Origin of the sequence: Roseivirga ehrenbergii, from assembly GCF_001593005.1 — a bacterium.
Lineage (GTDB): Bacteria > Bacteroidota > Bacteroidia > Cytophagales > Cyclobacteriaceae > Roseivirga > Roseivirga ehrenbergii.
Genome location: NZ_LQZQ01000001.1, coordinates 57,273 through 81,640, shown reverse-complemented (window position 1 = coordinate 81,640; position 24,368 = coordinate 57,273). Strand labels below are relative to the sequence as shown.

27 protein-coding genes are annotated in these 24,368 nt (G+C 39.7%); 15 read left to right on the top strand and 12 right to left on the bottom strand.

Going from position 1 to position 24,368, the window contains the following annotated elements; all coding sequences use genetic code 11:
* Positions 1 to 26: 26 nt before the first annotated feature.
* A complete protein-coding gene (locus MB14_RS00360; protein ID WP_062587524.1) occupies positions 27 to 773 on the bottom strand; it encodes an SDR family oxidoreductase in 747 nt (248 codons plus the stop codon).
* Positions 774 to 823: 50 nt separating this feature from the next.
* On the bottom strand, positions 824 to 1,411 hold the full coding sequence (locus MB14_RS00355; protein WP_062587523.1) for a Crp/Fnr family transcriptional regulator: 588 nt from the start codon (positions 1,409 to 1,411) through the stop codon (positions 824 to 826).
* A 204-nt stretch (positions 1,412 to 1,615) separates the two neighbouring features.
* Between MB14_RS00355 and MB14_RS00350 the strand changes: the two genes are divergently transcribed.
* From MB14_RS00350 to MB14_RS00335, 4 genes are read left to right on the top strand one after another with little or no spacing between them, the layout of a single operon-like run.
* Positions 1,616 to 2,194, top strand: a complete 579-nt coding sequence (locus MB14_RS00350) for a TetR/AcrR family transcriptional regulator (protein ID WP_062587521.1) — start codon at positions 1,616 to 1,618, stop codon at positions 2,192 to 2,194.
* A gap of 51 nt (positions 2,195 to 2,245) precedes the next feature.
* Positions 2,246 to 3,571 carry a TolC family protein gene (locus tag MB14_RS00345; RefSeq protein WP_062587520.1) on the top strand — a complete coding sequence of 442 codons (1,326 nt, stop codon included), beginning with the start codon at positions 2,246 to 2,248 and terminating at the stop codon, positions 3,569 to 3,571.
* A gap of 25 nt (positions 3,572 to 3,596) precedes the next feature.
* Positions 3,597 to 4,718 (top strand): efflux RND transporter periplasmic adaptor subunit, encoded by a 1,122-nt coding sequence (locus MB14_RS00340; RefSeq protein ID WP_062587517.1) that lies wholly within the window; start codon positions 3,597 to 3,599, stop codon positions 4,716 to 4,718.
* 30 nt (positions 4,719 to 4,748) lie between these two features.
* Positions 4,749 to 7,907, top strand: coding sequence for an efflux RND transporter permease subunit (locus tag MB14_RS00335; RefSeq protein WP_062587516.1), 3,159 nt, complete (start codon positions 4,749 to 4,751; stop codon positions 7,905 to 7,907).
* Positions 7,908 to 7,995: 88 nt separating this feature from the next.
* Here the strand turns inward: MB14_RS00335 and MB14_RS00330 are convergent, their stop codons facing one another.
* From MB14_RS00330 to MB14_RS00320, 3 genes are all read right to left on the bottom strand, one after another.
* A complete protein-coding gene (locus tag MB14_RS00330; protein WP_062587513.1) occupies positions 7,996 to 8,595 on the bottom strand; it encodes a hypothetical protein in 600 nt (199 codons plus the stop codon).
* Between the two features lie 38 nt (positions 8,596 to 8,633).
* The gene (locus MB14_RS00325) at positions 8,634 to 9,212 is read right to left on the bottom strand and encodes a peptidylprolyl isomerase (RefSeq protein WP_062587511.1); all 579 of its coding nucleotides are present in this window, start codon (positions 9,210 to 9,212) and stop codon (positions 8,634 to 8,636) included.
* 101 nt (positions 9,213 to 9,313) lie between these two features.
* A complete protein-coding gene (locus tag MB14_RS00320; RefSeq protein ID WP_221405444.1) occupies positions 9,314 to 10,225 on the bottom strand; it encodes an ATP-grasp domain-containing protein in 912 nt (303 codons plus the stop codon).
* A gap of 41 nt (positions 10,226 to 10,266) precedes the next feature.
* Between MB14_RS00320 and MB14_RS00315 the strand changes: the two genes are divergently transcribed.
* A complete protein-coding gene (locus tag MB14_RS00315; RefSeq protein ID WP_062587507.1) occupies positions 10,267 to 10,842 on the top strand; it encodes an aspartyl/asparaginyl beta-hydroxylase domain-containing protein in 576 nt (191 codons plus the stop codon).
* Here MB14_RS00315 and MB14_RS00310 read toward each other — a convergent pair.
* From MB14_RS00310 to MB14_RS00300, 3 genes are read right to left on the bottom strand one after another with little or no spacing between them, the layout of a single operon-like run.
* On the bottom strand, positions 10,829 to 12,523 hold the full coding sequence (locus tag MB14_RS00310; protein WP_062587504.1) for a carbamoyltransferase family protein: 1,695 nt from the start codon (positions 12,521 to 12,523) through the stop codon (positions 10,829 to 10,831). The genes MB14_RS00315 and MB14_RS00310 overlap by 14 nt on opposite strands.
* Before the next feature lie 6 nt (positions 12,524 to 12,529).
* On the bottom strand, positions 12,530 to 13,006 hold the full coding sequence (locus tag MB14_RS00305; RefSeq protein WP_062587502.1) for a hypothetical protein: 477 nt from the start codon (positions 13,004 to 13,006) through the stop codon (positions 12,530 to 12,532).
* 60 nt (positions 13,007 to 13,066) lie between these two features.
* Positions 13,067 to 13,372, bottom strand: coding sequence for a HesB/IscA family protein (locus tag MB14_RS00300; protein ID WP_157608557.1), 306 nt, complete (start codon positions 13,370 to 13,372; stop codon positions 13,067 to 13,069).
* A gap of 222 nt (positions 13,373 to 13,594) precedes the next feature.
* Here MB14_RS00300 and MB14_RS00295 point away from each other — a divergent pair, with 222 nt between their 5' ends.
* From MB14_RS00295 to MB14_RS00270, 6 genes are all read left to right on the top strand, one after another.
* Positions 13,595 to 14,623, top strand: a complete 1,029-nt coding sequence (locus MB14_RS00295; protein ID WP_246032624.1) for a glycosyltransferase family 2 protein — start codon at positions 13,595 to 13,597, stop codon at positions 14,621 to 14,623.
* A gap of 129 nt (positions 14,624 to 14,752) precedes the next feature.
* Positions 14,753 to 15,274: a DUF7935 family protein gene (locus MB14_RS00290; protein WP_062588143.1), complete on the top strand. Its 522-nt coding sequence runs from the start codon at positions 14,753 to 14,755 to the stop codon at positions 15,272 to 15,274.
* A gap of 6 nt (positions 15,275 to 15,280) precedes the next feature.
* A complete protein-coding gene (locus MB14_RS19190; protein WP_062587500.1) occupies positions 15,281 to 15,703 on the top strand; it encodes a YkvA family protein in 423 nt (140 codons plus the stop codon).
* 38 nt (positions 15,704 to 15,741) lie between these two features.
* Positions 15,742 to 16,380, top strand: a complete 639-nt coding sequence (locus tag MB14_RS00280; protein WP_062587498.1) for a thioredoxin family protein — start codon at positions 15,742 to 15,744, stop codon at positions 16,378 to 16,380.
* Entirely contained in the window at positions 16,338 to 16,988 is a 651-nt protein-coding gene (locus MB14_RS00275; RefSeq protein WP_062587497.1) for an oxidoreductase, read from the top strand. The genes MB14_RS00280 and MB14_RS00275 overlap by 43 nt, the downstream gene beginning before the upstream one ends.
* A gap of 4 nt (positions 16,989 to 16,992) precedes the next feature.
* Complete coding sequence (locus tag MB14_RS00270; RefSeq protein WP_062587495.1) at positions 16,993 to 17,400, top strand: hypothetical protein; 408 nt, start codon at positions 16,993 to 16,995, stop codon at positions 17,398 to 17,400.
* A gap of 243 nt (positions 17,401 to 17,643) precedes the next feature.
* On the opposite strand, the gene MB14_RS00265 is transcribed toward MB14_RS00270, so the two are convergent.
* Positions 17,644 to 18,831: a hypothetical protein gene (locus tag MB14_RS00265; protein WP_062587493.1), complete on the bottom strand. Its 1,188-nt coding sequence runs from the start codon at positions 18,829 to 18,831 to the stop codon at positions 17,644 to 17,646.
* A gap of 61 nt (positions 18,832 to 18,892) precedes the next feature.
* On the opposite strand from MB14_RS00265, the gene dtd reads away from it, so the two are divergent.
* From dtd to MB14_RS00250, 3 genes are all read left to right on the top strand, one after another.
* Positions 18,893 to 19,345: a D-aminoacyl-tRNA deacylase gene (gene dtd, locus MB14_RS00260; protein ID WP_062587490.1), complete on the top strand. Its 453-nt coding sequence runs from the start codon at positions 18,893 to 18,895 to the stop codon at positions 19,343 to 19,345.
* On the top strand, positions 19,345 to 19,689 hold the full coding sequence (locus MB14_RS00255) for a nucleotide pyrophosphohydrolase (RefSeq protein WP_062587488.1): 345 nt from the start codon (positions 19,345 to 19,347) through the stop codon (positions 19,687 to 19,689). The genes dtd and MB14_RS00255 overlap by 1 nt, the downstream gene beginning before the upstream one ends.
* Before the next feature lie 119 nt (positions 19,690 to 19,808).
* Entirely contained in the window at positions 19,809 to 20,609 is an 801-nt protein-coding gene (locus MB14_RS00250; protein WP_062587486.1) for an aspartyl/asparaginyl beta-hydroxylase domain-containing protein, read from the top strand.
* A gap of 6 nt (positions 20,610 to 20,615) precedes the next feature.
* Here the strand turns inward: MB14_RS00250 and MB14_RS00245 are convergent, their stop codons facing one another.
* Positions 20,616 to 21,314: a 2-phosphosulfolactate phosphatase gene (locus MB14_RS00245; RefSeq protein WP_062587485.1), complete on the bottom strand. Its 699-nt coding sequence runs from the start codon at positions 21,312 to 21,314 to the stop codon at positions 20,616 to 20,618.
* 25 nt (positions 21,315 to 21,339) lie between these two features.
* Positions 21,340 to 22,434 (bottom strand): glycine cleavage system aminomethyltransferase GcvT, encoded by a 1,095-nt coding sequence (gene gcvT, locus MB14_RS00240; RefSeq protein WP_172796089.1) that lies wholly within the window; start codon positions 22,432 to 22,434, stop codon positions 21,340 to 21,342.
* A gap of 154 nt (positions 22,435 to 22,588) precedes the next feature.
* Between gcvT and MB14_RS00235 the strand changes: the two genes are divergently transcribed.
* A complete protein-coding gene (locus MB14_RS00235) occupies positions 22,589 to 23,053 on the top strand; it encodes a nuclear transport factor 2 family protein (protein WP_062587483.1) in 465 nt (154 codons plus the stop codon).
* Between the two features lie 38 nt (positions 23,054 to 23,091).
* Here MB14_RS00235 and MB14_RS00230 read toward each other — a convergent pair whose 3' ends face one another.
* On the bottom strand, positions 23,092 to 24,363 hold the full coding sequence (locus MB14_RS00230) for a M16 family metallopeptidase (RefSeq protein WP_062587481.1): 1,272 nt from the start codon (positions 24,361 to 24,363) through the stop codon (positions 23,092 to 23,094).
* Between the last annotated feature and the right edge of the window lie 5 nt (positions 24,364 to 24,368).

Here is a 24,368-nt window from a genome sequence, read left to right as displayed (position 1 = left end):
GCCCTCCAAAAGTTGGTAGTTCTATTTTATTTCGAACCCAAACTGTTGATTTTCTTCAGCGCAAAACTGGGGGCTATTCTGAAAAGCGCATAAAGAATTTTCACTCCTGCCACCTTAATTTCAGATTGGCCATTTCTCAATCCTTTGAGCATTCCTTCTACCGCTTTTTCTACCGTAATGGCAATTTTAGGCGGATTGCCCTTGTGCCATGGCGTATTTACTACTGGCAATAATATTTCAATTATTTCAAGATTTCGTTTCGAAGACTGAATTCTGAGCACTTGAGTAAATGAATGTAAAGCAGCTTTAGTCGCACTATAAAACGGATAAACAGCTCGGGGCGAATAGACCAAACCAGATGTAATGTTAATCACTGCGGGATTTGGATTTTGTTCTAACAGCGGAGAGAAAAGTTTTGTGAGTGCAATCGGAGCCATTAGATTGACCTGAATTTCCTTTTTCGCTACTTCTAAAATATCGGGCGTGTCATGAAAATCGAGGGTATGAGTTATGGCTGCATTGTTCACCAAAACATTACAGGTAGGGTGTTTTTCCTTGATCCAATCAAAGAGTTTTGTAGGGCCTTCTTCTTCAGATAAGTCGCAAGCCAAATAATCGATAGAAGGCATTTGAGCTTTTGTGCGCTCTAACTTTTCTAGTGAGCTGCCACAGATCAACACTTTATTGTTGAGTTGGATTAGCCTTTGGGCAAGTTCCAGACCAACGCCTGAACTTCCTCCGGTAATTAATACGGTGTTGTTTTCAAATTTCATCTTTTTTTGACAAAACTAGACTCCGTGAAAACTCAAAACATTGACCTAGGTTAAGACTGCTCTTTTTTTCTTACGCGGCTTAAAGATTCTGGGGCTATTCCTAAATAGGATGCAATCATATGCTGCTTCAATCTGTGTTCTAGGTTTGGAAAACGCTCTAGAAAAATTTGGTAACGGCTTTCTGCATCCAAGAACAAAAATTCCCGTTCGCGAGCTTCTTTCATAATGAATGCCTTTTCCAATACTTTAATCAATAACTCATTCCAGCAGGGGTGGCTTTCTTTCAATCGGAGCCAGCTTGCATAACTGATGGTCAGTACTTCCGAATCTTCCAGTGCCTCGATAGAAAAGTACGAAGCTTGGTTCAATACCATGGCCGAATAAGCACTTACAAAGCTATGTTCGGGCATAAAAACTTTGGTGTATTCTTTTCCCTCTTGGTCGGTATAAAGAAAACGGAACAGACCTTTTGTAACAAAGCCAAAAATCTTGGGTGTTTCTCCGGCTTCAATAAAACGATCGCCTTTCTTCAATTGAACCAGTTTTGTTAAGGCTAAGAATCGCTGAGTTTCAGAAGATGGCACTCCACTAAACCATGGACTTTGGATTACTTTTTCGGTAGCCGTATTTATGGTCATAGGTTTATACTGGTATTTAAGAAGAAGGACAAGGGTCTAATTTACTCTTTTCAAGAGAAAAACACTGAATCAGAGGAACCATTCGTGCATGAAAACTCTTCCTTAACTCTGGTTCTGAAAAATAATGTTGAAATTTTTTAGCAACACGGGAACTAATCAATCGTTATACTGATTGAACGTTCATTCAGTTTAAGTAAATCCTTTATGGAACCCATAGCAGAAAAGAAAAAACTCATTTTAGAAAGTGCCTTATCGCTTATTAAAGATCATGGTTTTCATGGTTGTCCAATGAGTATGATGGCGAAAAATGCAGGAGTGGCAGCAGGTACCATTTATACGTATTTCGATAGCAAAGATGACTTGATTGGTGAGCTATACTTTTACGCAAAGAATATAATTTTTAACCATGTAAGCGGAAGCGATGACCCTTCGTTGGATTTTAAAACACGATTTTTCAACTACTGGAATAACTTAAGTGCGCTGTATTTAGACCGCCCAGAAATACAGAGTTTCTTTGAACAATTTATGATTTCACCTTTCAATACCCGCGAAATTCAGAATACAGATTCTCCTTGGCATGATTGGAATAGTAACTTCTTTCAAGAAGGAATTGACAAGGGCTACTTAAAAAAACTTTCACCAGACATACTGTCGATTATGGTGATCGGAAGTGTCAATTCCATGTCGAAAGTCAGGCAGAACTTTAGTGAAAAAATTGCAGAGAGAGGGATCGACCTTAATCAACTCGCAGAAATGACCTGGGACGCGATTAGGAAACAGTAAGATTTTCCCCACAAAAGAATAAACATAAACCTTTAAAACAGATAGATTATTATGAGAGGAATTAAGCAATTCTTGCTTTATGGCCTATTGGTTTTTCTAGTACCCAAACTAACAATTGGACAAGGAAATCAACCAATGAATACCAAACTCAGCTTAGACCAGATTTTGGATTACGCCTTAGAAAATAGCCCCATGATTCAGCAATCATTGCTGGATGAGGAAATTGGGGAACATGAAATTAAATCAAGTTTATCGGGTTGGTTACCTCAAGTGACAGCCGATTTTGGTGCTTCGCATAATATTAAGCGCCAAACTCAGGTCATTGGAGATCAGCTAATCACTTTTGGACAGAATTATAATTCGAACCTGCTTTTTCAGGTAAATCAGACATTATTTAATCGCGACCAATTTTTTGCTTCACAAACAAAAGGCTTGGTACGTTCGCAACTCGATCAGAATACTGAAGGAAATAAGGTGAATACCGTGGTGATGGTAAGCAAAGCATACTACGATATTCTGTTGACCTACGAGCAACTCGAAATTTTAGATGAAAACCTGAATCGTTTGCAAAAACAGTATCAGGATGCTAAAAGCCGTTACGAATCTGGCTTGGTAGATAAAACGGACTATCAAAGGGCTGGGATATCACTCTCTAACCTCAAAAGCGATAGAAATCGAGTAGCTACTTCTTTAGATGCCAAATTTGCTTATTTAAAACAGCTAATGGGTTTTCCATTACCCAATGATTTGAATTTAGATTTTGATTATGCAGCCATGGAAAAGGAAACAGTGATGGATACTACTGAGGAATTAATGGTGCAAAATCGAATTGAGCATCAACAAATGGAAACGCAACTCTCCTTATTTGGATTGCAAACCAAGTATCAAAAGTGGTCATACATCCCTAAGGTTTCGGCCTATTATAGTTATAATATGTTGTTTTTTAATAATGAATTTTCCGATCTGTACCGAAAAAATTACCCTACTTCTGTGGTGGGTATTTCTGTGGGTGTACCAATTTTTCAAGGAGGAAAAAGAACACAACAGATCAAGATTGCCGAACTCAATGAAGAGCGTCTTCAGTTAAGCAAAACCAATTTAGAGAGCCAAATCAACACCGAATACGAAACGGCTTTGGCTGCTTACAAAAGTAATCTCTATGAGTGGGAGTCGGTAAAGGAAAACATGGAATTGGCTGAAGAGGTGTACAACATTATCAAGTTACAATATGATGAAGGTATCAAAGCCTACGTGGATCTTATTGTGGCAGAAACCGAACTGAGAACTTCACAACTCAACCACTACAATGCGCTTTATAAGGTTTTAGCCAGCAAGCTTGACCTGAAAAAAGCTTTAGGAAACATAGAAATCAATTGATCAAGCAAATAACTATTTCAAAATAATGAGAACACAAGCTACAATATTGACCTTGGCTGTAATGCTATTTGGCATTTCATCATGCGGCAAATCAGAGGCCACTGTACAACAAGCTGCACCTCCGGCTGTGGCGGTAAAAGCTATTACGGTAGAACAAAAACAGGTAACTGCGATAGATGAATATCCTTCCACAGTAGTACCTAAAAACGAGGTAGAATTAAGACCTCAAATTAGTGGTACAATTACCAATATTTTTATTCAGGATGGGCAAACTGTTAAGAAGGGGCAGAAGCTCTATGAGATCGATCGAAGTAAATATGTAGCAGCCAAACAGCAAGCGGAAGCGGCTGTTGCTATTGCGGAATCTAATTTGGCTCGAATCACAAAAGACGTAGAGCGTTATGAACGATTGATTGAAAAAGATGCCATTGCAAAGCAGCAAGTAGATTATGCTAAAGCGGATTTGCTTACGGCACAGTCGCAGGTTACTGCGGCCAAAGCACAATTAGAAAGCGCAAAAACTGATTTGAGCTACACTTTAGTTACGGCTCCGTTCGATGGCACCATCGGTATTTCTCAAGTGCGCTTGGGAGCTCAAGTTTCACCTGGTCAGCCATTGTTGAACACCCTGTCGTCAGACAACCCAATTTTGGTGAACTTCTCGATCAGTGAACGTGAAATTCCAAGATTCAATCGCTTGATGAAAGGAAATGATAATCCAGATTCACTTTTTACCATCTCTTTTCACGATGGATCGGTTTACCCATTCATTGGAGAATTAGTAACCATGGATCGCGCTGTGGGGAGACAGTCAGGAACGATCAATTTGAGAGTGAAATTCGATAATCCGAATCGGGACCTTATTTCTGGAATGACGGTTTCAATGCGTGTAATCAACCAAGATTATGGTCAGCAAGTAATCATTCCTTACAAAGCAGTAACCGAGCAAATGGGCGAATACTTTGTGTATGTAATCGACAATGAAAATACGGTGAGTCAGCGCAAGCTAGAATTGGGAAGTTTACTAGGGGCAAACATAGCGGTGCGCAGTGGTTTAAAGCCAGGAGAGAAAATCGTTTTTGAAGGAATTCAGAAACTGAGACAGGGTGCCAAAGTAGCACCTGAAATGCTTCCTTCTCAATTGTAATATCAATTCCATCTTCAAAAATTAAAAAGAATGATATCACAAACTTTTATAAAACGACCAGTCATGGCAATGGTAATTTCCATTGTGATTGTGCTGGTAGGGGCATTGGCGGCACTCAACTTGCCGGTTACGCAATACCCAGATATTACACCACCAGTGGTTTCTGTTTCGGCCAATTATACTGGAGCAGATGCTAAAACGGTGGAGCAAACGGTAGCCACACCTATCGAAACGCAGATTAACGGTACTCCGGGCATGGCTTATATTAGCTCGAACAACACGAGTACTGGCCAGATGCAAATGAACGTAACCTTTGAAGTAGGTACCGACATTGATATTGCCACTTTGGATGTTCAAAACCGTGTGAGTATTGCTGAGCCTACTTTGCCAGAGGCTGTTCAGCGTTTGGGCGTTACGGTAAGAAAACGTAACCCAAGTATCATGATGGTAATTGGCTTGTATTCACCAGAAGGTTCTCACGATACTAAGTTTCTTTCTAATTACGCCAACATCTATGTGCGCGATGCTCTTTTGAGAGTAAAAGGGGTAGGAGACATTGTTTCTATAGGTCAAGATTTCAGTATGAGGGTTTGGTTGAAACCAGACAAACTTGCTCAGTATGGAATTTCTTCTGCAGAAGTAACGGCTGCCATTCGAGAGCAAAACTTACAAGTAGCTGCCGGAACCGTGGGCGGAATGCCTCAGTATCAATCGCAGGCTTTTGAATACCCAATTACCGTGAATGGTAGATTGGAAAATGAGGCTGAATTCGAAGATATTGTTCTGAGAACTGATGTTGATGGTTCTTTAGTGTATTTGAAAGATGTAGCAAGGGTAGAACTAGGTCAGTTCAGTTATGGTCGTCAGTCGATTATTAATCAGAAAGACGCTACTATTTTGTTGGTGTACCAAGCACCGGGCAGTAACGCTATAGATACTGCTGAAGGAATTTATGAGGCGATGGATGAGCTCAAAGCGGCTTTCCCTGCCGATATGGATTATATCGTGCCATTCGAGGCGGTTTCTGTGGTTCAGGTTTCCATCAATGAAGTACTGACCACTTTTGCTGAAGCATTGCTTTTGGTAATTATCGTTGTGTTCCTCTTCCTGCAAAGCTGGAGGGCTACTTTAGTGCCAATCTTGGCGATTCCAGTTTCTATTATTGGAACCTTCATTTTCTTTGTGCCGCTAGGTTTTACCATCAACACATTGACTATGTTTGGTTTCGTATTGGCCATTGGTATTGTGGTAGATGATGCCATTGTGGTGGTGGAAGCAGCTCAGCATTACATCGACCGTTATAAGCTTTCGGCCAAAGAGGCGACCATGCGCGCCATGAAAGACATTACAGCTCCAGTAATTGCCATTGCTCTAATTTTGGCTGCGGTTTTTATACCAGTAGGTTTTATTCCGGGTATTGTAGGTAGAATGTACCAGCAATTTGCCATCACTATTGCTATTTCAGTATTGATTTCAGCCTTTGTGGCTTTAACACTTACTCCGGCATTGTGTAGTTTATTGTTGCGTCCGTCTAAAGTGAATGAAAATGGAAAAGGCATTAATAAGTTCTTCTTCAAATTCAATAATTGGTTCGAAAGAGTAACTTCTTCTTACTCAAATGGAGTGAAAAGAAGTATTAAAGGAGCTCCACTGGTATTGATTTTATTGGCCTGTATTTTCGCAGGAACCATTGGTTTATTCCAGTCAAAACCAACAGGTTTTATTCCTACTGAAGACGAAGGACGTTTGTTCATTTCATTAGAGTTGCCAGAAGGTGCGTCTAGCGCCAGAACAAGAGCGGTAATGGATGAAATGGCGCAAATCATAAGTGATACTGAAGGCATCAACAATGCCACAGGTATTGGTGGCTTGAATGCGATTAACTTCTCATTTAAACCAAACTCAGGTACTTTCTTCCTTCAAATGGATCCTTGGGAAGAAAGAAAAGAACCTTCTCAGCAGTTATTTGGCCTTATCGGTCAGTTGACTCAGAAATTTGGAGTGATTAAAGAAGCCAATATTGTGGTAATTCCACCACCAGCCATTCCTGGTTTAGGCCAAACCGGTGGATTTAGTTTTATGCTAGAACAAAAAGCTGGTGGCGACATCAAAGAATTGGAACAAGTGATGGGACAGTTCTTAATGGCGGCCAATCAGAGGCCTGAAATTGCTATGGCCTATAGCTTCTTTACCGCAAAAACTCCAGGCTATAATGTTGAAGTAGACCGTGAAAAAGCGAAGAAACTTGGGGTGAATATTTCGGATGTATTTGCCACCATGTCGAATTACATGGGAAGTAGCTATATCAACGATTTCACCCGCTATGGAAGAAACTTTAGGGTAGTAGCCCAAGCAGATACTTCGTATCGAACTAGAATTGAGGATTTAAATCAGTTTTATGTGCAAAGCCGACAAGGTGGAGCGGTACCGTTGAGTGCTTTAATCAGTTATAAAGTGGTAGAAAACGCACCAGTGATTTCTCACTACAACCTTTTCCGCTCTTTAGAAATTAACGGTAATGCTGCACCAGGCTATAGTTCAGGTCAAGCTTTAGCGGCTTTAGAAGAAGTGGCTGCGGAAGTACTTCCTGCAGGCTATGGTTATGATTTCTCTGGCTTGAGTAAGGAAGAATTGTCGTCTGGCAATAGCACCATTATGATTTTCGCTTTGGCGATTGTCTTGGTGTCCTTGTTATTGGCTGCTCTTTACGAAAGCTGGTCGGTGCCTTTTTCTGTGCTTTTGGCTTTGCCATTGGGTGCTTTTGGAGCCATTGTAGCGCTTACTTTCTTGCCAAAACTAGACAATAACGTTTATGCTCAAATTGGTTTGATTACGCTGATTGGTTTGGCCGCCAAAAACGCCATTCTAATTGTGGAGTTTGCCAAAGAGCGTGTGGATAGAGGGGTACCATTAATAGCGGCCACTTTAGATGCTGTGAAACTGAGATTACGTCCGATTATCATGACATCGCTAGCCTTTATTTTGGGCGTTGTGCCTTTGGCTATGGCGCATGGTGCAGGAGCTGTAGCACGTCAAACCATTGGCTGGACAGTGATTGGAGGTATGCTTGCCGCTACATTCTTGGCCATTTTCTTTGTGCCTGTATTGTATGTAGTGATCACAAGAATTGCTTACGGTAAAAAAGAATTAGCGGCATTAGAAGCTAGTTATGTTCCCGAAGAGGAATAGAAAGATAGTTGTTGGTTGTTGATGTATGGAAACCGGCTTGATTAATTTCAAGTCGGTTTTTTTATGGAAAGTATATAAAGCTAAAGCTCTAACCTAGAGTTGATACCCAAATGAAGAATGCTGTTATCGCAATGGAGATTATAAATGGAATCATTGGCGATCTCTTTCGATATTCAAAGTCATTTCCAATTTTCTGCTTCCAGAAATATTCACTTAAAATAGCAGCCCCTATTAAGTTTAAAATGTTAGCCCAGTTGGCCGTAGAGTTATATTCAGTCCTCACATAGTTTACTATGAAAGCGACCATGACGGTAAACAATATGGAGAATGCTAATACTATCGGGATTTGCTTTTTGATGTTGGCTTTCTTGAAATTCATAGCCATCATGATACCTCCAATTAAAGGGGTGAAGAGGACTGAGATAACTCCGATAGACCACCATGGGTAAAGTTCTGGAGCATTTGGGTCAGTGGTATAATTAGATACTCTTTTCTTCTGCTCCTTCTTCTTGGTTATTTCGGTGGTAATTTCTTCACCTATTTTTTGGGAAGTTTCTGCTCCTCTATTTTCGAGTTCCCAAATTGCTGCTAGAATGGCATCTTCTTGATAGTCTCTTTTGTTTTTTAATATGGTTTCAAGTTCTTCGGTGGACTTGGTTGCCATTTTATGAGAGAATGAGTTTTCCATGATATCTTAAATAGTAATCAACTAAGTGACTTAAGTTTTTATTTCAAAACACTAATCGAGTAAATCTTAACCTTCTCTACTAGGTATTGATTTTTGTCTTCTCGCTGCTGAATTTTTTTTACGATATCCATGCCTTTGGCCACTTTACCGAAGGTGGCGAAACCTTGCCCATCAGGGTTTCTTTTTCCTCCGAAATCTAAAGAGGGCTGATCTCCAATACAGATGAAAAACTCGGCAGTAGCCGTGCCAGGCCCAACGCGCGCCATAGATAAAACTCCGTCCTTGTGCAAAATTCCAGTTTTCTCAGTGGTTTCATGTTCAATAGGCGGATAAGAAGTCACCGAACGATTGTATGAAATACCACCTTGAATCACTTCAATCTTCACATCATTGTTCGGTTGATTGTCCATTCTTACTGTACGGTAAAAACTGGCGCTATCAAACTTATGGCTCTCAATGTATTTAATGAAATTCGCTACAGTAATAGGCGCCTTGTTGGGGTAAAGCTCTGCTATAATAGAACCCAACTCGGTTTTGATTTCAATATTCACCATTTGGGCCTTTATACTGAAAAATGAAGTCAGCAGTAGAAATGCGAAGAGGAATGTTCTTTTCATAGCGCTATCGTTTGATAGTATGAAAGGTATGTTTTTTAATAAATAATCAACTTATGAATTTGGCCAAGTACTCAGTTGGCCATTTGAATGGCGAAGAAAATCTAAATACAATTGGCTAAAACATCAGCAGCCTTCGGATTCAACCTAAACCATAGCTCTGGCTCAATCATTTCTAATTCGATTATGGCCAGTTCATCATTGTTATCGCGAATAATATCTACTCGGGCTAAAGAAGGACTTGGGCTGCAAACGGAAACTGCTTTTTCAGCGAAATCCATTTCTGCTTGAGTGGGTTGATAGTCGTAGACGCTGCCACCAAAATCATCCTGCACACGGAAATCACCCGGTTTGGCCACTTTCAGCACCGCATGGGTAAATTGGCCTCCCATTACCATTAAAGATATTTCGCCTTTAAAAATATTTTTCTGAAATGGCTGAAGCATAAAGGCTTCATTTTGAATTAATTTTTGAAAAATGTCCTCGTGTGCTTCAAGGTTATCTGCATTCAACTTATAAGTGTGGCGCGATGCACCCGATACACAAGGTTTTAAAATGGTTTCTTCCCAACCTGTTAATGCATGTAATTCTTTCAAAGAAGTGGTAGTACCCTTTTCTATGTAATACGTTTCTGGAATGTTGATGCCTCGTTTTTGAAGATCGCCCAAATAATGCTTATCCATATTCCAGCGCACCAAGTCTACGGGGTTAATCAGGGTGCTTTTCTCTGAAACCATGTCCAGCCACTGCTGCCATTCTTCAAAGCGCTCAAAGTAATCCCATGTAGTTCTGATCAATACTTTATCTGTGCTACTCCAATCAAAATCAGGGTCAGCCCATGATTTACGGACTGCCTTAAGCCCTTTCTTTTCCAAAGCAGAAAGTATGATTTGATCTTCAGTAAGTACATTCTGCACATAAGGAGTGATCTTCTCTGGAGCTACATACTTATCGCAGGTAGCAATAACAATATCGAATTGAACCATAGTGACTATTTGAGGCAAATATAATTTCATTCCTTACACACAAAAGTTTTTTCTAGTGTAAATTGTGATCTATGTTGCCCGAAAAAACTTTACTGCCTTTCAAGTTTGATAAGAAGTTATTAATAGATGATTTGGATAAAATTTATGGAGATTGGACCGAGCATTTTGTCAAAGATAATTATTCGGGAGATTGGAGTGTGATTCCGCTCAGAGGGCCAAAAGGAGCTGTACACCCTATTCAAATGATTTTTTCTGCTCCTGGTGTTGTCGATTTTGAGGATACTCCCTTCTTAAAGAACTGCGATTATTTTAAGGAAGTGATCAATGCTTTTCAGACTAAAATAACAAGTGTTAGACTGATGAAGCTTGGCGCAGGTTCTGAAATCAAGGAGCATCGGGATTATGATTTAGATGAAGAAAATGGAATCGTAAGACTCCATGTTCCTGTAGTGACGAATGACAAAGTGGAGTTCTACCTAAACAAAAAAAGAGTGGTTATGAAGGCAGGTGAATGTTGGTATTGCCGACTTTCTGATCCTCATTCAGTTCATAATTGTGGCACAGAAGATCGCGTTCATATGGTGTTGGATATGGAGCTAAATGACTGGCTTAAAAACCTGTTATTGGCAGAAGCTATTTCTGAATAATGTAGTTTTCAATGGCTAAAACATCTAATGCGGATTCGTTGAAAAGCTCGATAGCCTGCTGAGGCGTTTCAACAATGGGCTGACCCTTTTTATTAAAAGAGGTGTTAAGTACCATTCCATGACCACTAATGTTTTTTAATGCTACCAGTAGATCGAAAAAAGGTTTGTTCCAACTACCATCTACGGTTTGTACTCTAGCCGAACCATTAATATGTGAAACTGCCTTTAATTTGTTGCTCCACTCTTCTTTAACTTCATCAACTAAAATCATATATGGGCTTTCAAAACCATGTTTGAAATATAGGTGAACATCTTTTGCAAGTACAGCTGGGGCAAAAGGTCTAAAGTCTTCACGAAATTTGATGTTTTGATTGATATGGAGTTGCATTCTTTCATCAAACGGACTGGCCAATATTGATCTACTTCCTAATGCCCTAGGACCAAACTCACATCTATCCTGAAACCAACCAATTGTTTTTCCTTCAGAAATAAGTTTTGCAGTAGTGCTTAGAAACTCACTACGGTTTTTGAAATGCGTTACGTTTAAGTTTGGGAATGAGCTCTTTAGGGTTTTGGCTACATCTTCATCGGAATAAGAAATACCAAAGCAAGTGTTTCCGTTGTGCTGCTTTCTTTTTCCTTTTAATAATTCTAACCAACCATAGTAAGCACAGCCCAAAGCCAGTCCATTATCTGCTGCTGCAGGTTCAATGTAAAGTTGGTTAACGAGTCCATTTTGAATCATTTTGGCATTTGCTACAGCATTTAAAGCTACGCCTCCAGAGTAACATAAAGGCTGATCACTGTTTAATGAAGTTCTACTTTCAACGATGTAGTTGATGGCTTTTTCCACTTCCTTCTGAGCCCAAAAAGCGATATCTGCATAGTATTGAAAACTCTTCTGAAAAGTAGGGTAATCTAAGGCTGGGTTTTTTAGACTTGTTTTCCACTCTTCGCGCAAAAACACTCTTCCATTTTCAAAACTAAAAGCTTCCTGCGTATACACGTTCTTATTTCCGAAAGGAGCCAAGCCCATCAACTTACCAGCATCGCTCATGTTTCCGAAGCAATATTGGCTTATGTAAGCATAAAATCCACCAATTGAATGTTTGGTAGTGGGCATCTGAACTGCATTCCCTTTTGGAATGTCCATTTCGCTAAAGTCCTTGAACAGAACTTTGAGATTTTCACCATCATAGTGGTAGAAGCTATCTTTTTCACAAATAAGACCATGGAGTCCGTTTTCAGAAAACCCTAAGTCTTCCAGCAGAGGATATAAATCTTCGGTACATTGTTGATAAGGGCTGCCACAACCATCAATCACCAAGATATTAAATGCCGAAAAAGGGCTAGTACCTATGGTGCTGTACGCATGTGCTAAATGGTGAGAAATAGAGTGAAGAGGTGTTTTGGGATAACTTTTGAATATCCTTTCTCCCTGAAATCGGTTTCGTTCTGGAATTACAAAATTCTCGCACTGAACAGCCAATGCTATATCGCTCATCGTAATTCCGAGTGCATCTAAGCAATATTGAATAGCGAGGCTATCATTGCCTCCATCATGTTTGATTCGGCTTAGCCTTTCCTTTTCTATGGCAATGGCTACCTCACCATTTTTTAGAATTACAGCAGAACCATCATGTGATAAGCCTGTACCCAAAACGTAAATGTCTTTAAGCATAGTCAATTATTGTCTTAGCCAGTATTTCATTTTTGGGAAGCTATCAGAATCGGTAAGCCCCATCCATTCCAATAGGGGAAGGCCTATGTATTGACCGTTTTCAAAGTTTTTGATCAACCATTCTGAATCGTTTTTGTAGCCTTCAGGATGAAACACAATTTGTGGGACTAGATTTAAATGCTTTAGTGCAGCATACGACCATAAAATAGCCGCCATTTCATCGCTTTCGTTATCGGGTTTATGCTCCATAATATTACCAGAAATCTCAGTACGTTCCTCAGGTGTCATTACTGCTATGTGGCCAGCTTCATGAAGCAGGTCTCCTGGGTATTTGAGTTGGTCTTGGTCTATAAAAAGTACCCCTTTATCTATCTTAATACCAGGTAAAAAAGTTGATTCTTGAATTGGTGTGTACTGAATAGCAATACCAATTTGTTCTAAAAATTTGGTAATCGTGTTAATTAGATGAGTATTGTCAAGCATAATGTTTATTTGCTTGGCAAAATATAAGAATTATAGGAGTTTTGTTGAGGCTTTTAAAGCTTATTCTTCCTTGTCTGGATTTACGAAAGTAAAACCTCTTGCATCTGCTCCTTCATAAAAATCGACTTCTAAGCCTAGTAAATACATGGTTTGTCGCTTTTCAACATGTACATTTACTCCGTCTACTTGATAAGTAATGTCGCCTTCTTTGGGTTTGTCGAAGCCTAGTAAATAGCCCATTCCACCGCAGCCAGAACCACCTTTTACGCCAATTCTCAATCCATATCCTTCTGGAATACTTTTGTTAGACATAATGCTTTTCACTTCTTCCAAGGCTTTTGGTGTAATGGTTACTGGTTCTAACACTTGCGACATATCACTACTTTGTTTGAGTTGTAAACTTAGTCAGAATTGAGAATGTTCCATTCCTTCCGCCTAAGTTGTTGAATATCTTTTAAACTGGAGGAGCTTCTCATTTGATTGAGTTCGGAATATGTGAATATCAGTGCTTTTGCCCCTTTATTTCGGTAATTTCAAATTTCTTGAATTCGGCACCCATAAAACCCGCTGAAAATTAACATGCATTCTATGAACTCAAATAGCTCTGGCGCATCGCCATTGGTGTCCATTATTATGGCCGCAAAAGATACTGCACCTTATTTGCACGAATGCATAGATTCTATTATTGCTCAGTCTTATCCGCACTGGGAATTGATTGCCGTGAATGACCATTCTACAGATGAAACGCCTGATATTTTGAAGGCCTATGCTCAACAAGATAAACGCATTAAGCTGTATCATAGCGAACGCAATTTTCTGATTCCTACTTTAAAGCATGGTTATGCTTTTGCCCAAGGCGAATTAATAAATCGGATGGATTCGGATGATATTATGCCGCCAGATAAACTAGAAGTGCTGGTGGAGGAATGGCAGAAGTATGGAAAAGGAACGGTAGTAGCAGGAGGTACAGCCCATTTTGTAGATGAAGGTGAAGTGGGTGAAGGTTTTTTACGTTACGACCGCTGGCTAAATGAAATCGCGACAGATGACAATCATTACCAGGAGATTTACAAAGAGTGCTCTATTCCTTCTCAGTGCTGGTTAATGCACAAAGACGATTTTGATGCCGTTGGGGCTTTCAATCCAGAGGTTTATCCAGAAGATTACGATCTCTGCTTTCGGTTTTACAAACATGGGTTAAAAATCGTGGGCTTAAATAAAGTGCTTAACCATTGGCGAGACAGGCCAGACAGGATTTCAAGAACGCTTAAAGTGTATGAAGATAATCGCTACTTCGATTTAAAGTTGCGCTATTTTTTCGAACTCGATCGTGATGAATCCAGGCCTTTAGTGCTTTGGGGGGCTGGTACAAACGGAAAGGAAATGGCCAAACTTCTTCAGGAAAGAAGTCAGTCGTTTTACTGGGTATGCAACAATCAAAAGAAAATTGGTTTAGAAGTGTACGATGTGCTAATGAGGCTTGTAAGCTTTATACAAGAATTGGAAAACCCACAAATTATGGTCGTTGTGGCATCGCCAAAGGGAAAAGAGCAGATCAGAAAGCGATTAGCAGACTATAAAAAGCAGCCAGTGATTGACTTCTGGTTTTTTCTATGACAGGATTGTTCTTCTTTTCAAACAATGAAAAAATGAAAATCTAGTTAGATCAATGGCTTTGGCCAATAATCTCATTATTTTCACTCACAATTTCCGACAGCCTAATAGAATGTCGCTTTAAAAATGAATATGGAATACCTCACCGATTTAATTCAAATTTTAGTTCCAGCGGGGCTAGTGCTTTATGCTGTGTATTTAATCGTTAGAAATTTTTTGCAAAAACAGTTCGATGCTCAATTGATTGGACTCAAAATGAAGACTACTGACACAGTTTTGCCCATTCGACTTCAAGCCTATGAGCGCACCTGTTTGTTGCTGGAGCGCATTTCACCCAATAATATGCTACTCCGATTGAGCAACCCGGAGATTAATGCTTTCGAGTTCCAGCATTTGTTATTGAATGAAATTGGTGAAGAGCTAAACCATAACCTTTCGCAGCAGGTTTATATGAGCGATGAGGCATGGCAGCGTGTGCGAAATACGGTAAACATGATTATTGCTGTTATTCAAGACGCTTCTCAAGAAATGAAGGCCGAGAACAATGCCATTGATTTATCACAGGTTATTTTTGATAAGATGATGAAACTAGAGAGTGACCCCGTTGGTGATACACTCTCTTTTGTAAAAAATGAAATTAGACAAGTTTTTTAATCGTGTATGAGTAAGGAGAAGGATTTAAACGAAAGAGAAGAACGGTTCTTTGACAAAATGAAAGCCAAAGCTGGCAAGATTGTGAATGACCGCGTAAAGCTGAAAGAGTTATTGGCCGATACTCAAAAGAAGATGGAAGCCAGTAGTAGTGATGATTCACTTAAAGCGAAAATCGTTGAGTTTCTATCCTTGATTATGCGTATGATTTCTAGCTATGTAAAGGGCGTTTATACCGAAACCCCATGGCAAACCATTTTAATGTTTGTGGCAGGTTTAATCTATTTTGTTACCCCAATCGATGCTATTCCTGACTTTATTCCCGTTGCCGGACTTATAGATGATGCTACTGTTCTAGTTTGGTTAGGGAAAAGTTTTAGAAATGACGTTTCTCGCTTCAAAAAGTGGGAGGAATCGAACGATTCTGAATAGCCTTTGGTTTCCATATTGTCATCCAAAACTTATGACTTATGGAAGCTGTGATTACTCCAAAACTACTTGAAAACGCTATGAGCTACGAGCAATATTTAAGCTTGCTCAGTGGCTTGTTAATGGAAGAAAAGACGACAGGAGAAAACCAGTCGGAGGCCATGCTTAATTATGCGCGAATGAACGACAAGCGCATGAAGAAATGGACGAAAATCGGAAAGCTAAGTCCCGGAACTCAAGAGCGTTTGCTCAACATTACATCTCCGCTCACATTATTAGTAATAACCGAAGGCTGGTGTGGCGATGCCGCTCAAAACCTGCCCTTCATTTATAAAATGACGCAGCTGAATCCGCTTTTACAAATGAAAGTGATTTTGCGCGATGAACACCCAGAAGTGATCGATCAATTTCTAACCAATGGTGGACGCTCTATTCCAAAAATTATTGGCCTAGATCCTGAAAGTTTAACTGTTTTAGGCGATTGGGGGCCAAGGCCTACCGAAATTCAAAACGAGTTTTTAGAAAATAAAAAGACGCAAGAGCGTAGTGCGACTGAGTTTGCAGTGTATTTGCACTTGTGGTACGCTCAAGATAAAGGCATAACTCTACAGAATGAATTTTTGGCTAAATTAGAGTTATGGAACAAAAAACAGCAATCGTTGCCGGTGCAAGCGGACTGATTGGCCGGTCACTCACTCAGAATTTATTGAACAGCAACCAGTACGCTAAGGTCATAGCGCTGGTAAGAAAGCCCTTGGGTATTTCGCATCAGAAATATGCCGAACTCAATATTGATTTCGATCAGCTAGAAAGTATGGAAGACTTCCCAAAAGCAGATGACATTTTCTGCTGTTTGGGAACAACTATTAAAAAGGCAGGATCGAAAGAAGCATTTTATAAGGTGGATTTTACCTACTGCTACAATTTGGCAGAAAGGGCATTGAAATCTGGTGCCGAAAGGTATTTCTTAGTGTCTGCCATGGGCTCAGATAAAAACTCAAGGTATTTTTATAACAGGGTGAAAGGGGAGCTGGAAGATAAAATCTCTTTTCTGGCTTATCGAACCATTTATATTTTCAAACCGAGTTTGTTGCGTGGAAACCGTAGTGAAAGTCGACCAGGTGAAAAGATTGCGCAAATCGTTACCCGTATTATTCCGTTTATTGGTCCATTGAAAAAGTACCGTCCTATCCATGCCGATAAAGTAGCGGATGCCATGATGAAAGTAGCCAAGCAAGACGATAAAGGTTGCTATTATTACCAGTCGGAAATTATGCAGAAGATGTGAAGTTATGAGACTGTTACTAGGGCTAAACTTCACTTGCAAAAACTGCGAAAAGGAAAACCGAATTAAGGGTTGGGCTACTGATCGGTATCGGTTGCGTAAAAGGATGGGGATGGAGCCTGTGTTGCGTTGTAAAGCCTGCGGGAAAGAAGAGGCCTATCATGTAAATCGGATTTATGTAAAAGAGCGATTCCTAGTTCTACCGATTTATCTCACTTTTGGGGTGAGCTCTTACTTTTTAGGATCGTATGCCTACAGGACATATTGGAGAGGAGATGTGTTGATGGACAATAAGGTGATCATGGTAGTTTTTGGTGCATACCTCTTCCCTATAGCTGTTTTAGGAGTGCTTGTTTTTGCTGTTATTAGAGCGAAAGATGTTTTGAATTCGGGAAGAATTCCTTACCACCGATAACGATCCTTACCACTGATATTGAATTCAATCGATTAATATTACCCTCCTTTACTCTCGTCTCTACAGGTCGCCCCGCTGGGGCTTATCGTATCACTCTACTTTTGAGTCTACAAGGAGGTCACCCCTCTGGGGTTTTTCGCATTAAACTTCATTTTGATTGTGGGTTTGAAAGCCGTCTTGAGTTTAGCTGCATTTTCAAGAGTCCCATCGGGACGACCTGCTTGTAGAAAAATAGGTTGAATATTAGTTTTTGAGCTCCGTAGGAGCGGCCTGATTAACACGGTAGCCAATGAATGTGGCAATAACCCCATAACACAAATACATCAACACAATACTCGTATTAGCAAACTCAGGATACCAACTTTCCCATAATTCCATTTGAAAAGCAGGGTCGGGGATGTGCTGATGAAGCATCATAAGCGGAAGTGACAAAAGCCCAAGAATAAATAAGGGCTTGGTTCTCATTTCGCGCAGCTCATACATAATCCAAGTGGCAATGAAAGGAAAACCGAGGTAGATAATGCGCGTCATATCGCCACCCGCTAAAATACCGAATGCCAGATAGGTAAGCGTAAAAATCAGAAGCACATTTCGGGTATTATCATAACGATTGGTCAATATGTATTTTCTTCCAGCCAAAAACAAAGCAGGCCCAAAAGCCACGAACATGGCCACCAACCAGCGCACAATGTCAAAAGGGTGGAGGATGGTTTCTTTGGCGTGGTAGAGCAAGGTGATGATTGCGCCCTTTCCTTCTTCAATGGGAGCAAAATAGTGGGTTATTGAGAATTTAGTAATGAGTGAAAGCGCAACGGCTGAAATCAAAATTAAGATTGGATAATAGCCTTCTTCTGTTCTTTGGTTGTGCCAAATGCCGTAAACAGTAAGAATGATGACTAAGGCCAAAAACGACTCTTTTTGAGCGGTGGCCAACGGAACCAGAATCAGTAACCAAACGAATTTCCTTTTCAGAATAATGAGTAATAACAAAGCCTGAAAAAGGTAGAGTGGAAGATCAACCGTTACCGGATCAAAGGCATTCAGGCGAATGATGCCCGTCCAATGAAAGAGCAGCCAGAAAAAGCCAGCGATAAACCATTTTAGCTCAAAACCCATTTGCCGCCACAATACAAATAATGCGATTATAGAGGCTAAGGTGAAAAACAGGTTCACCCATTGAAAATCCTGAGTCATATCCCCAGAGTCAATTTGGGCGGCCAGCCAAGGCACTAAAATTCGTCCGTTAAAAGGAAAAGGAACTTGATAATTTTCTTCTAAACCCACAAAATAGTGGTAAATATGCGTGTAGTCGTTTCCGTCAAAAGCAGGGGCTAGACCATAGGTGATGGGTGCTTGTGTGTTTTTATAGAAAAGGAAGGCAGCCACAGTAATGCTTAAAAAAATGGCCAGCCAAAATAACCTAATTCGCATAGTTTGAAATTTAGCTAAATTACTTGAATCCTATTTTATTAATGGGGTTTTTTGCATTGATATGATCGCAGTGATACAACATGTTTCCGAATCATCGGTAACCATAGACGGCCAAGTGAAGGCTGCTATTGGCAGAGGTTTAATGATTTTAATTGGTATAGAAGAAGCCGATAATCATGAAGATATTGAATGGCTCAGCCGTAAAATAGTGAATATGCGCATTTTCGAAGATGAAGAGGGCGTAATGAATAAAAGCGTGATTGATGTAGATGGTGAAGCCTTGGTGATTAGCCAGTTCACACTACACGCCAGTACTAAAAAGGGCAACAGGCCTTCGTATATAAAGGCAGCTAAACCCGATGTAGCCATTCCTCTATATGAGGCGTTTAAAGAGCAACTGGCAATGGATTTGGGTAAACCCATCGGCTCAGGCGAGTTTGGTGCGGACATGAAAGTGGCCTTGGTAAACGATGGGCCAGTAACCATAATAATTGATACTAAAGACAAAAAATAATGACTGAGCAATCGAAAGGAATTACTGCCGTTCAAGAGGAAGTTGATAATTGGATTAAGGAGTTTGGTGTTCGCTATTTCAATGAGCTTACCAATATGGCTCAGTTGACAGAAGAAGTGGGGGAGGTTGCTCGTATTATCGCGCGTAGGTATGGTGAACAGTCTGAGAAAGAGTCGGATAAGAATAAAGACTTGGGCGAAGAACTGGCTGATGTAATGTTTGTGGTGGTTTGCTTGGCCAATCAAACAGGGACGGATTTACAAGCTGCTTGGGATATGAAGATGGCTAAAAAAACACAAAGGGATAAGGAAAGACATAAGAATAATGAGAAGTTAAATCCGTAATTCGAAGCTTAAACAATTTTAGGAGAAATTAGGTTGAACTTTTTATGTTCTATGAATGTCAATAGATTAAATTTTTAGCAACTTTAAACGCCTTTTTTTAATTAAAATACTGCCCTGTTATGATCATCTTAGAGATTTTAGGTGTAATTCTCCTAGCTTTTATTTTGCTGAATGTGATTCTCTACTTTGTCGAGCCAAGTCTAATTGCAATTACTTTTTCTCTAGTATTACGAATCTTCAAGAAGAATCCTCCTATCGTAGATGTGGACGAATTTTTCCCCCAACACAAAATACTAAAAGATAATTGGAAGGTTATTCAAGAAGAGTTGATTGAAGTTCTGAAAAATGAGAATGATATTCCTAAATTCCATGAGGTAGATAAGATTCAACGATTTATTTCAGATAAGGATAAATCGGCTTGGCGAGTTTTTATGTTTAAGGCTTACGATAATTGGCAGGGTACTAATTGTGCAAAGGCTCCAAAAACCACCGCGCTTTTAAAGCAAGTTCCGGGTATTACCACTGCTATGTTTTCAATTATTGGGCCTAGAAAACATATTCCGCCTCATAATGGGTTCTACAAAGGCGTTTGGCGCTACCATTTAGGTTTGGTAATTCCTAAAGAAGGTGAGTGTTATATTATTGATGGCGGACAGCGCTACGATTGGAAAGAAGGAGAGGATGTACTCTTTGATGATACTTTCCAACACGCAGTTTGGAACAAAACCAATGAAACAAGAGTGGTGTTGTTTTGCGATGTATTCAGAACTGACTTACCAAAGATTTTTCAGCCCATGAACCGTTGGGTATATGGTTTAAGGGAAAAAAGCAAAAGGCTTAAAAATGTACTCAAGAATGCCGAAGTTCAAGTTGATCTTGATCCTGAGGAAATTGAGAAGCCTTTAGCTAAACAGGCTTAAATAACTTTAAACGGTAAGTTCTGAACCCACTAATTTAGGAACTACATTGAATTCATTCAGTCGTGCACAATATTCAATGTCTTCTTTCACATTGAATTTAGAAAGTCTTGCTGCGTGATTACTCCTATTGATGTAATAGGCCAGATCGCTTGCCATGGATTGATATAAGAAAAAAGCACACAATGCTGAATCACTTTCTAATTCAGCATTTTGCTTTAGTGCATTACAAACTGCCCCGGCAAAAAGGCTATCCTCTAAATTATATCTTCCTTTCCAACCTGCGCAGAATAGCAACACATCGTTTTCTGACTTCGTCAGGTGATTTACTACTGCATTGAGATTAAGGAAAGCGCCAATAATTACTTCTTTTGCATTTTTTGAAAGCTCAATGGCCTGTGTGCCATTGGTGGTGGTGGTGGCTACTTTTTTACCTTTCATTTCAGGTTTCATGTAGTCGAATGGAGAGTTACCAATATGAAACTGCTCTATCTTTTCCCCACCTCGTTCACCCGCCATGATATAGCCTTGCGCGCCCAGTGCCTCACATTCTTCAACAGTGGCTACTGGTGTGATTGATTGTATACCCGAACCCAATCCAGCCACCATACACGAAGTAGCCCTGAGAATATCAATCACTACTACGGTCTTATTTTCAACCTCAAACTGATGGATAAGCTCGGGGGTATAACAAACGTCTATTTTCATGTATTGGCGTTATATGATGCTTTAATTAAGCTTTGTAAAATGGAAGTTTAACCACCTCGGCTTTAAGTTTTCTGTTTCTTACAGCTACGAAGATTTCAGTTCCTATTTTAGAGTTTTCTAGTGCTACATAGCCTAAACCAATTCCATAACCCAATGAAGGCGACATTGTACCAGAAGTTACTTCTCCTATAGTGTTTTCGCTGGCATCTTCTAATGCATAATGGCTTCTTGGAATACCCTTGTCAATCATTTTAAAGGCAACAAGCTTACGTTTTACTCCCGCTTCTTTTTCCGCTTGAAGGTTTTTAGAATTAGTGAATTCTTTGGTGAATTTAGTTACCCAGCCTAAGCCTGCTTCTAATGGCGAAGTTTCGTCTGTAATGTCGTTTCCGTAGAGGCAGTACCCCATTTCTAAACGTAATGTATCTCTAGCACCTAGGCCAATAGGCTTAACATCAAAAGCCGCACCTGCTTCGAAAATGGCATTCCAAACTTGTTCAGCATGTTCATTGCTTACGTAGATTTCAAAACCACCAGCACCAGTATAACCCGTTGCCGAGATGATTACGTATTCCACGCCTGCAAAAGGGCCTACTACGAAGTTGTAGAATTTAATATCTGAAAGGTTTACTGAAGTAAGTGATTGAAGTGCTTCTACAGCTTTAGGGCCTTGAACAGCAAAAAGAGAATGGCTGTCCGAAACATTTTTCATAATGGCGCCTTTTGTATTGTACTTGCTAATCCAGTTCCAATCTTTTTCAATATTGGAAGCATTCACTACAAGCATATACTTCTCGTCTTTGAATTTGTATACTAACAAATCGTCTACTACACCGCCATCTTCATTTGGTAGGTAAGAATATTGCGCTTGGCCATCTACTAGCTTAGAGGCATCGTTACTTGTTACTCGCTGAATAAGGTCAAGAGCTTCAGGGCCTTCTATAACAAATTCACCCATATGCGAAACGTCAAAAACTCCAACGCCATTTCTTACAGTGTTGTGTTCTTCTAAATCAGATGAATAGCGAACAGGCATGTTATAACCTGCAAAGGGTACCATTTTAGCTCCAAGTTTTTCGTGGAGGTCATTAAGGGCGACTTTTTTCAATTCCATTTCCATAGGGTGATTTAATTTGTTGGCAAAAGTAACAATTAGATCATAAAAACAACGCCTTGGTGTAAAGGTATCGGTACCTAAAGATGATACGGTGATTTTGTAACCTAAAACTAAAAAATCAGTTATATTTATGTAATCACTAACGTAAATAAAAATTATGAAAAAGGGTCATTACTTACTTGTCATCATTTGCCTATTGGGGTTTTCGTCTTTTGCTTTTATTCATGATGAAGTAAAGAACAAGGCTGAAGAAGAGGCTATTAAAGATTTAATATTAAAATCTTATGTGCATGGAGCGTTCAATGAACTGGATGCCGAAGCTATGAAAAAGGGTTTTCACGAAGACTTTGCCATCTATTCTGCTAAAGGTGAAAGCATTAGCAAATACCCCATTGCTGTTTGGGCAGATGGTGTAGCAAAGAGGAAAGCTAATAATTATGATGCTAAAGATCCGAAGAACAAATGGGAACATAAGTTTGCTTCGGTGGGTGTTACAGGCGGTGCTGCCCAAGTGAAAATAGAACTTTTCAACCAAGGCAAACAAGTGTATACAGATTACCTGAGTTTATTGAAATTTGAGAGTGGCTGGCGTATTGTTGCCAAAGTCTATAACCAACATTAGGAGATATATAAAGCCCAAATCTGTAATGGTACGGGCTTTTATTTCTTTTCTGGCCCAGCAATACAAGTGTAAAAACTCTCAGGTTGAAGATGAATATTTACCATTTGTATGATGTCTTCGCTGGTGACTTGGTATACAGCACTTAAGTACTGCTCGTAAAAGCTCATATCCATTCCCTGAAAATACACCGCTTTGAATTTCTCCATGATGGCAAAAGGCGAATTTACCGAGCCAGCAAATGAACCCGCCATGTAGTTTTTTACTGTTTCCAATTCATTTTCACCTACGGGCTCTTGTTGAAGCTTAGTAATTTCTTTAAAAATTTCGTCAATAGTGGCTTGCTCGTTTTCGCTATTCACATCTGTACCAATGCTGAAGTAGCCTTCTTGGTTAAGAGAATAGAGATGTGAATGAATTCCATAGGTAAAACCTTTGTCCTCACGAATATTTTTCATCAAGCGAGAGCCAAAAAAACCACCTAAAAGCTCATTTGTCACAGTGAATTCCATGTAATCAGGGTGCTTACGGTTAAAAAGCACTTTACCGATTTTTATGGACGACTGAACAAAGGCTGGTTTACGGATTTCGTTTAAGTGAGCAACTGTTTTTGCGATTTTGTATTTAGGTAAGCTTACTTTTTTTACTTGGCTTTTGCCGAAGTTCAACTCAAGGGTGTCAACGAAATTATCAGGTAATTTCCCAGAAACCATAATATCGAAGTCACTAAAGTTTGAAGCAAAAAAGGCTTTTACTTCTGAAAGTTGAACAGCCTGTATTTTTTCTACGCTATTACTTTTTCCATAAGGGTGATCGAGTCCGAAAAGAGAACTCCTTAAGGCCACAGAAGATAAGTAGCTGCTTTTTTCTAGATTTAGTTTTAACCGCTGAACCTCCTTTTTCTTTAAGGTTTCAAACTGTTGTTCGTCAAAACTAGGGTTGCTTATTACTTCGGAAAGCAGGGCTAAATTCTTATCAAAGAACCTAGAAAGTCCATAGAATGAAATTGTACTCTGATCGAAACCTGGCGAGAATTCGGCAAAACTTCCAATAAAATCGATGGCTTCGGCCAACTGATGAGCATTACGATTAGTGGTGCCTTCATTCAGCATTTTTAGTGCGAATGAAATCAGATTATAGTTCTCTGTAAACCAACTTCCACAAGGAATTACCAAATCAATTTTAAATACCTCTACCGCTGGATCATTCAAAAAGAAAACTTTCCTTCCGTTTGAAAGCGCTGTTGAATGAACTTGAGGAATAGTAACTTTTTTGATGGGTTTAAACCCCGGAGCGATTGTTCTATCGAGCATTCGTT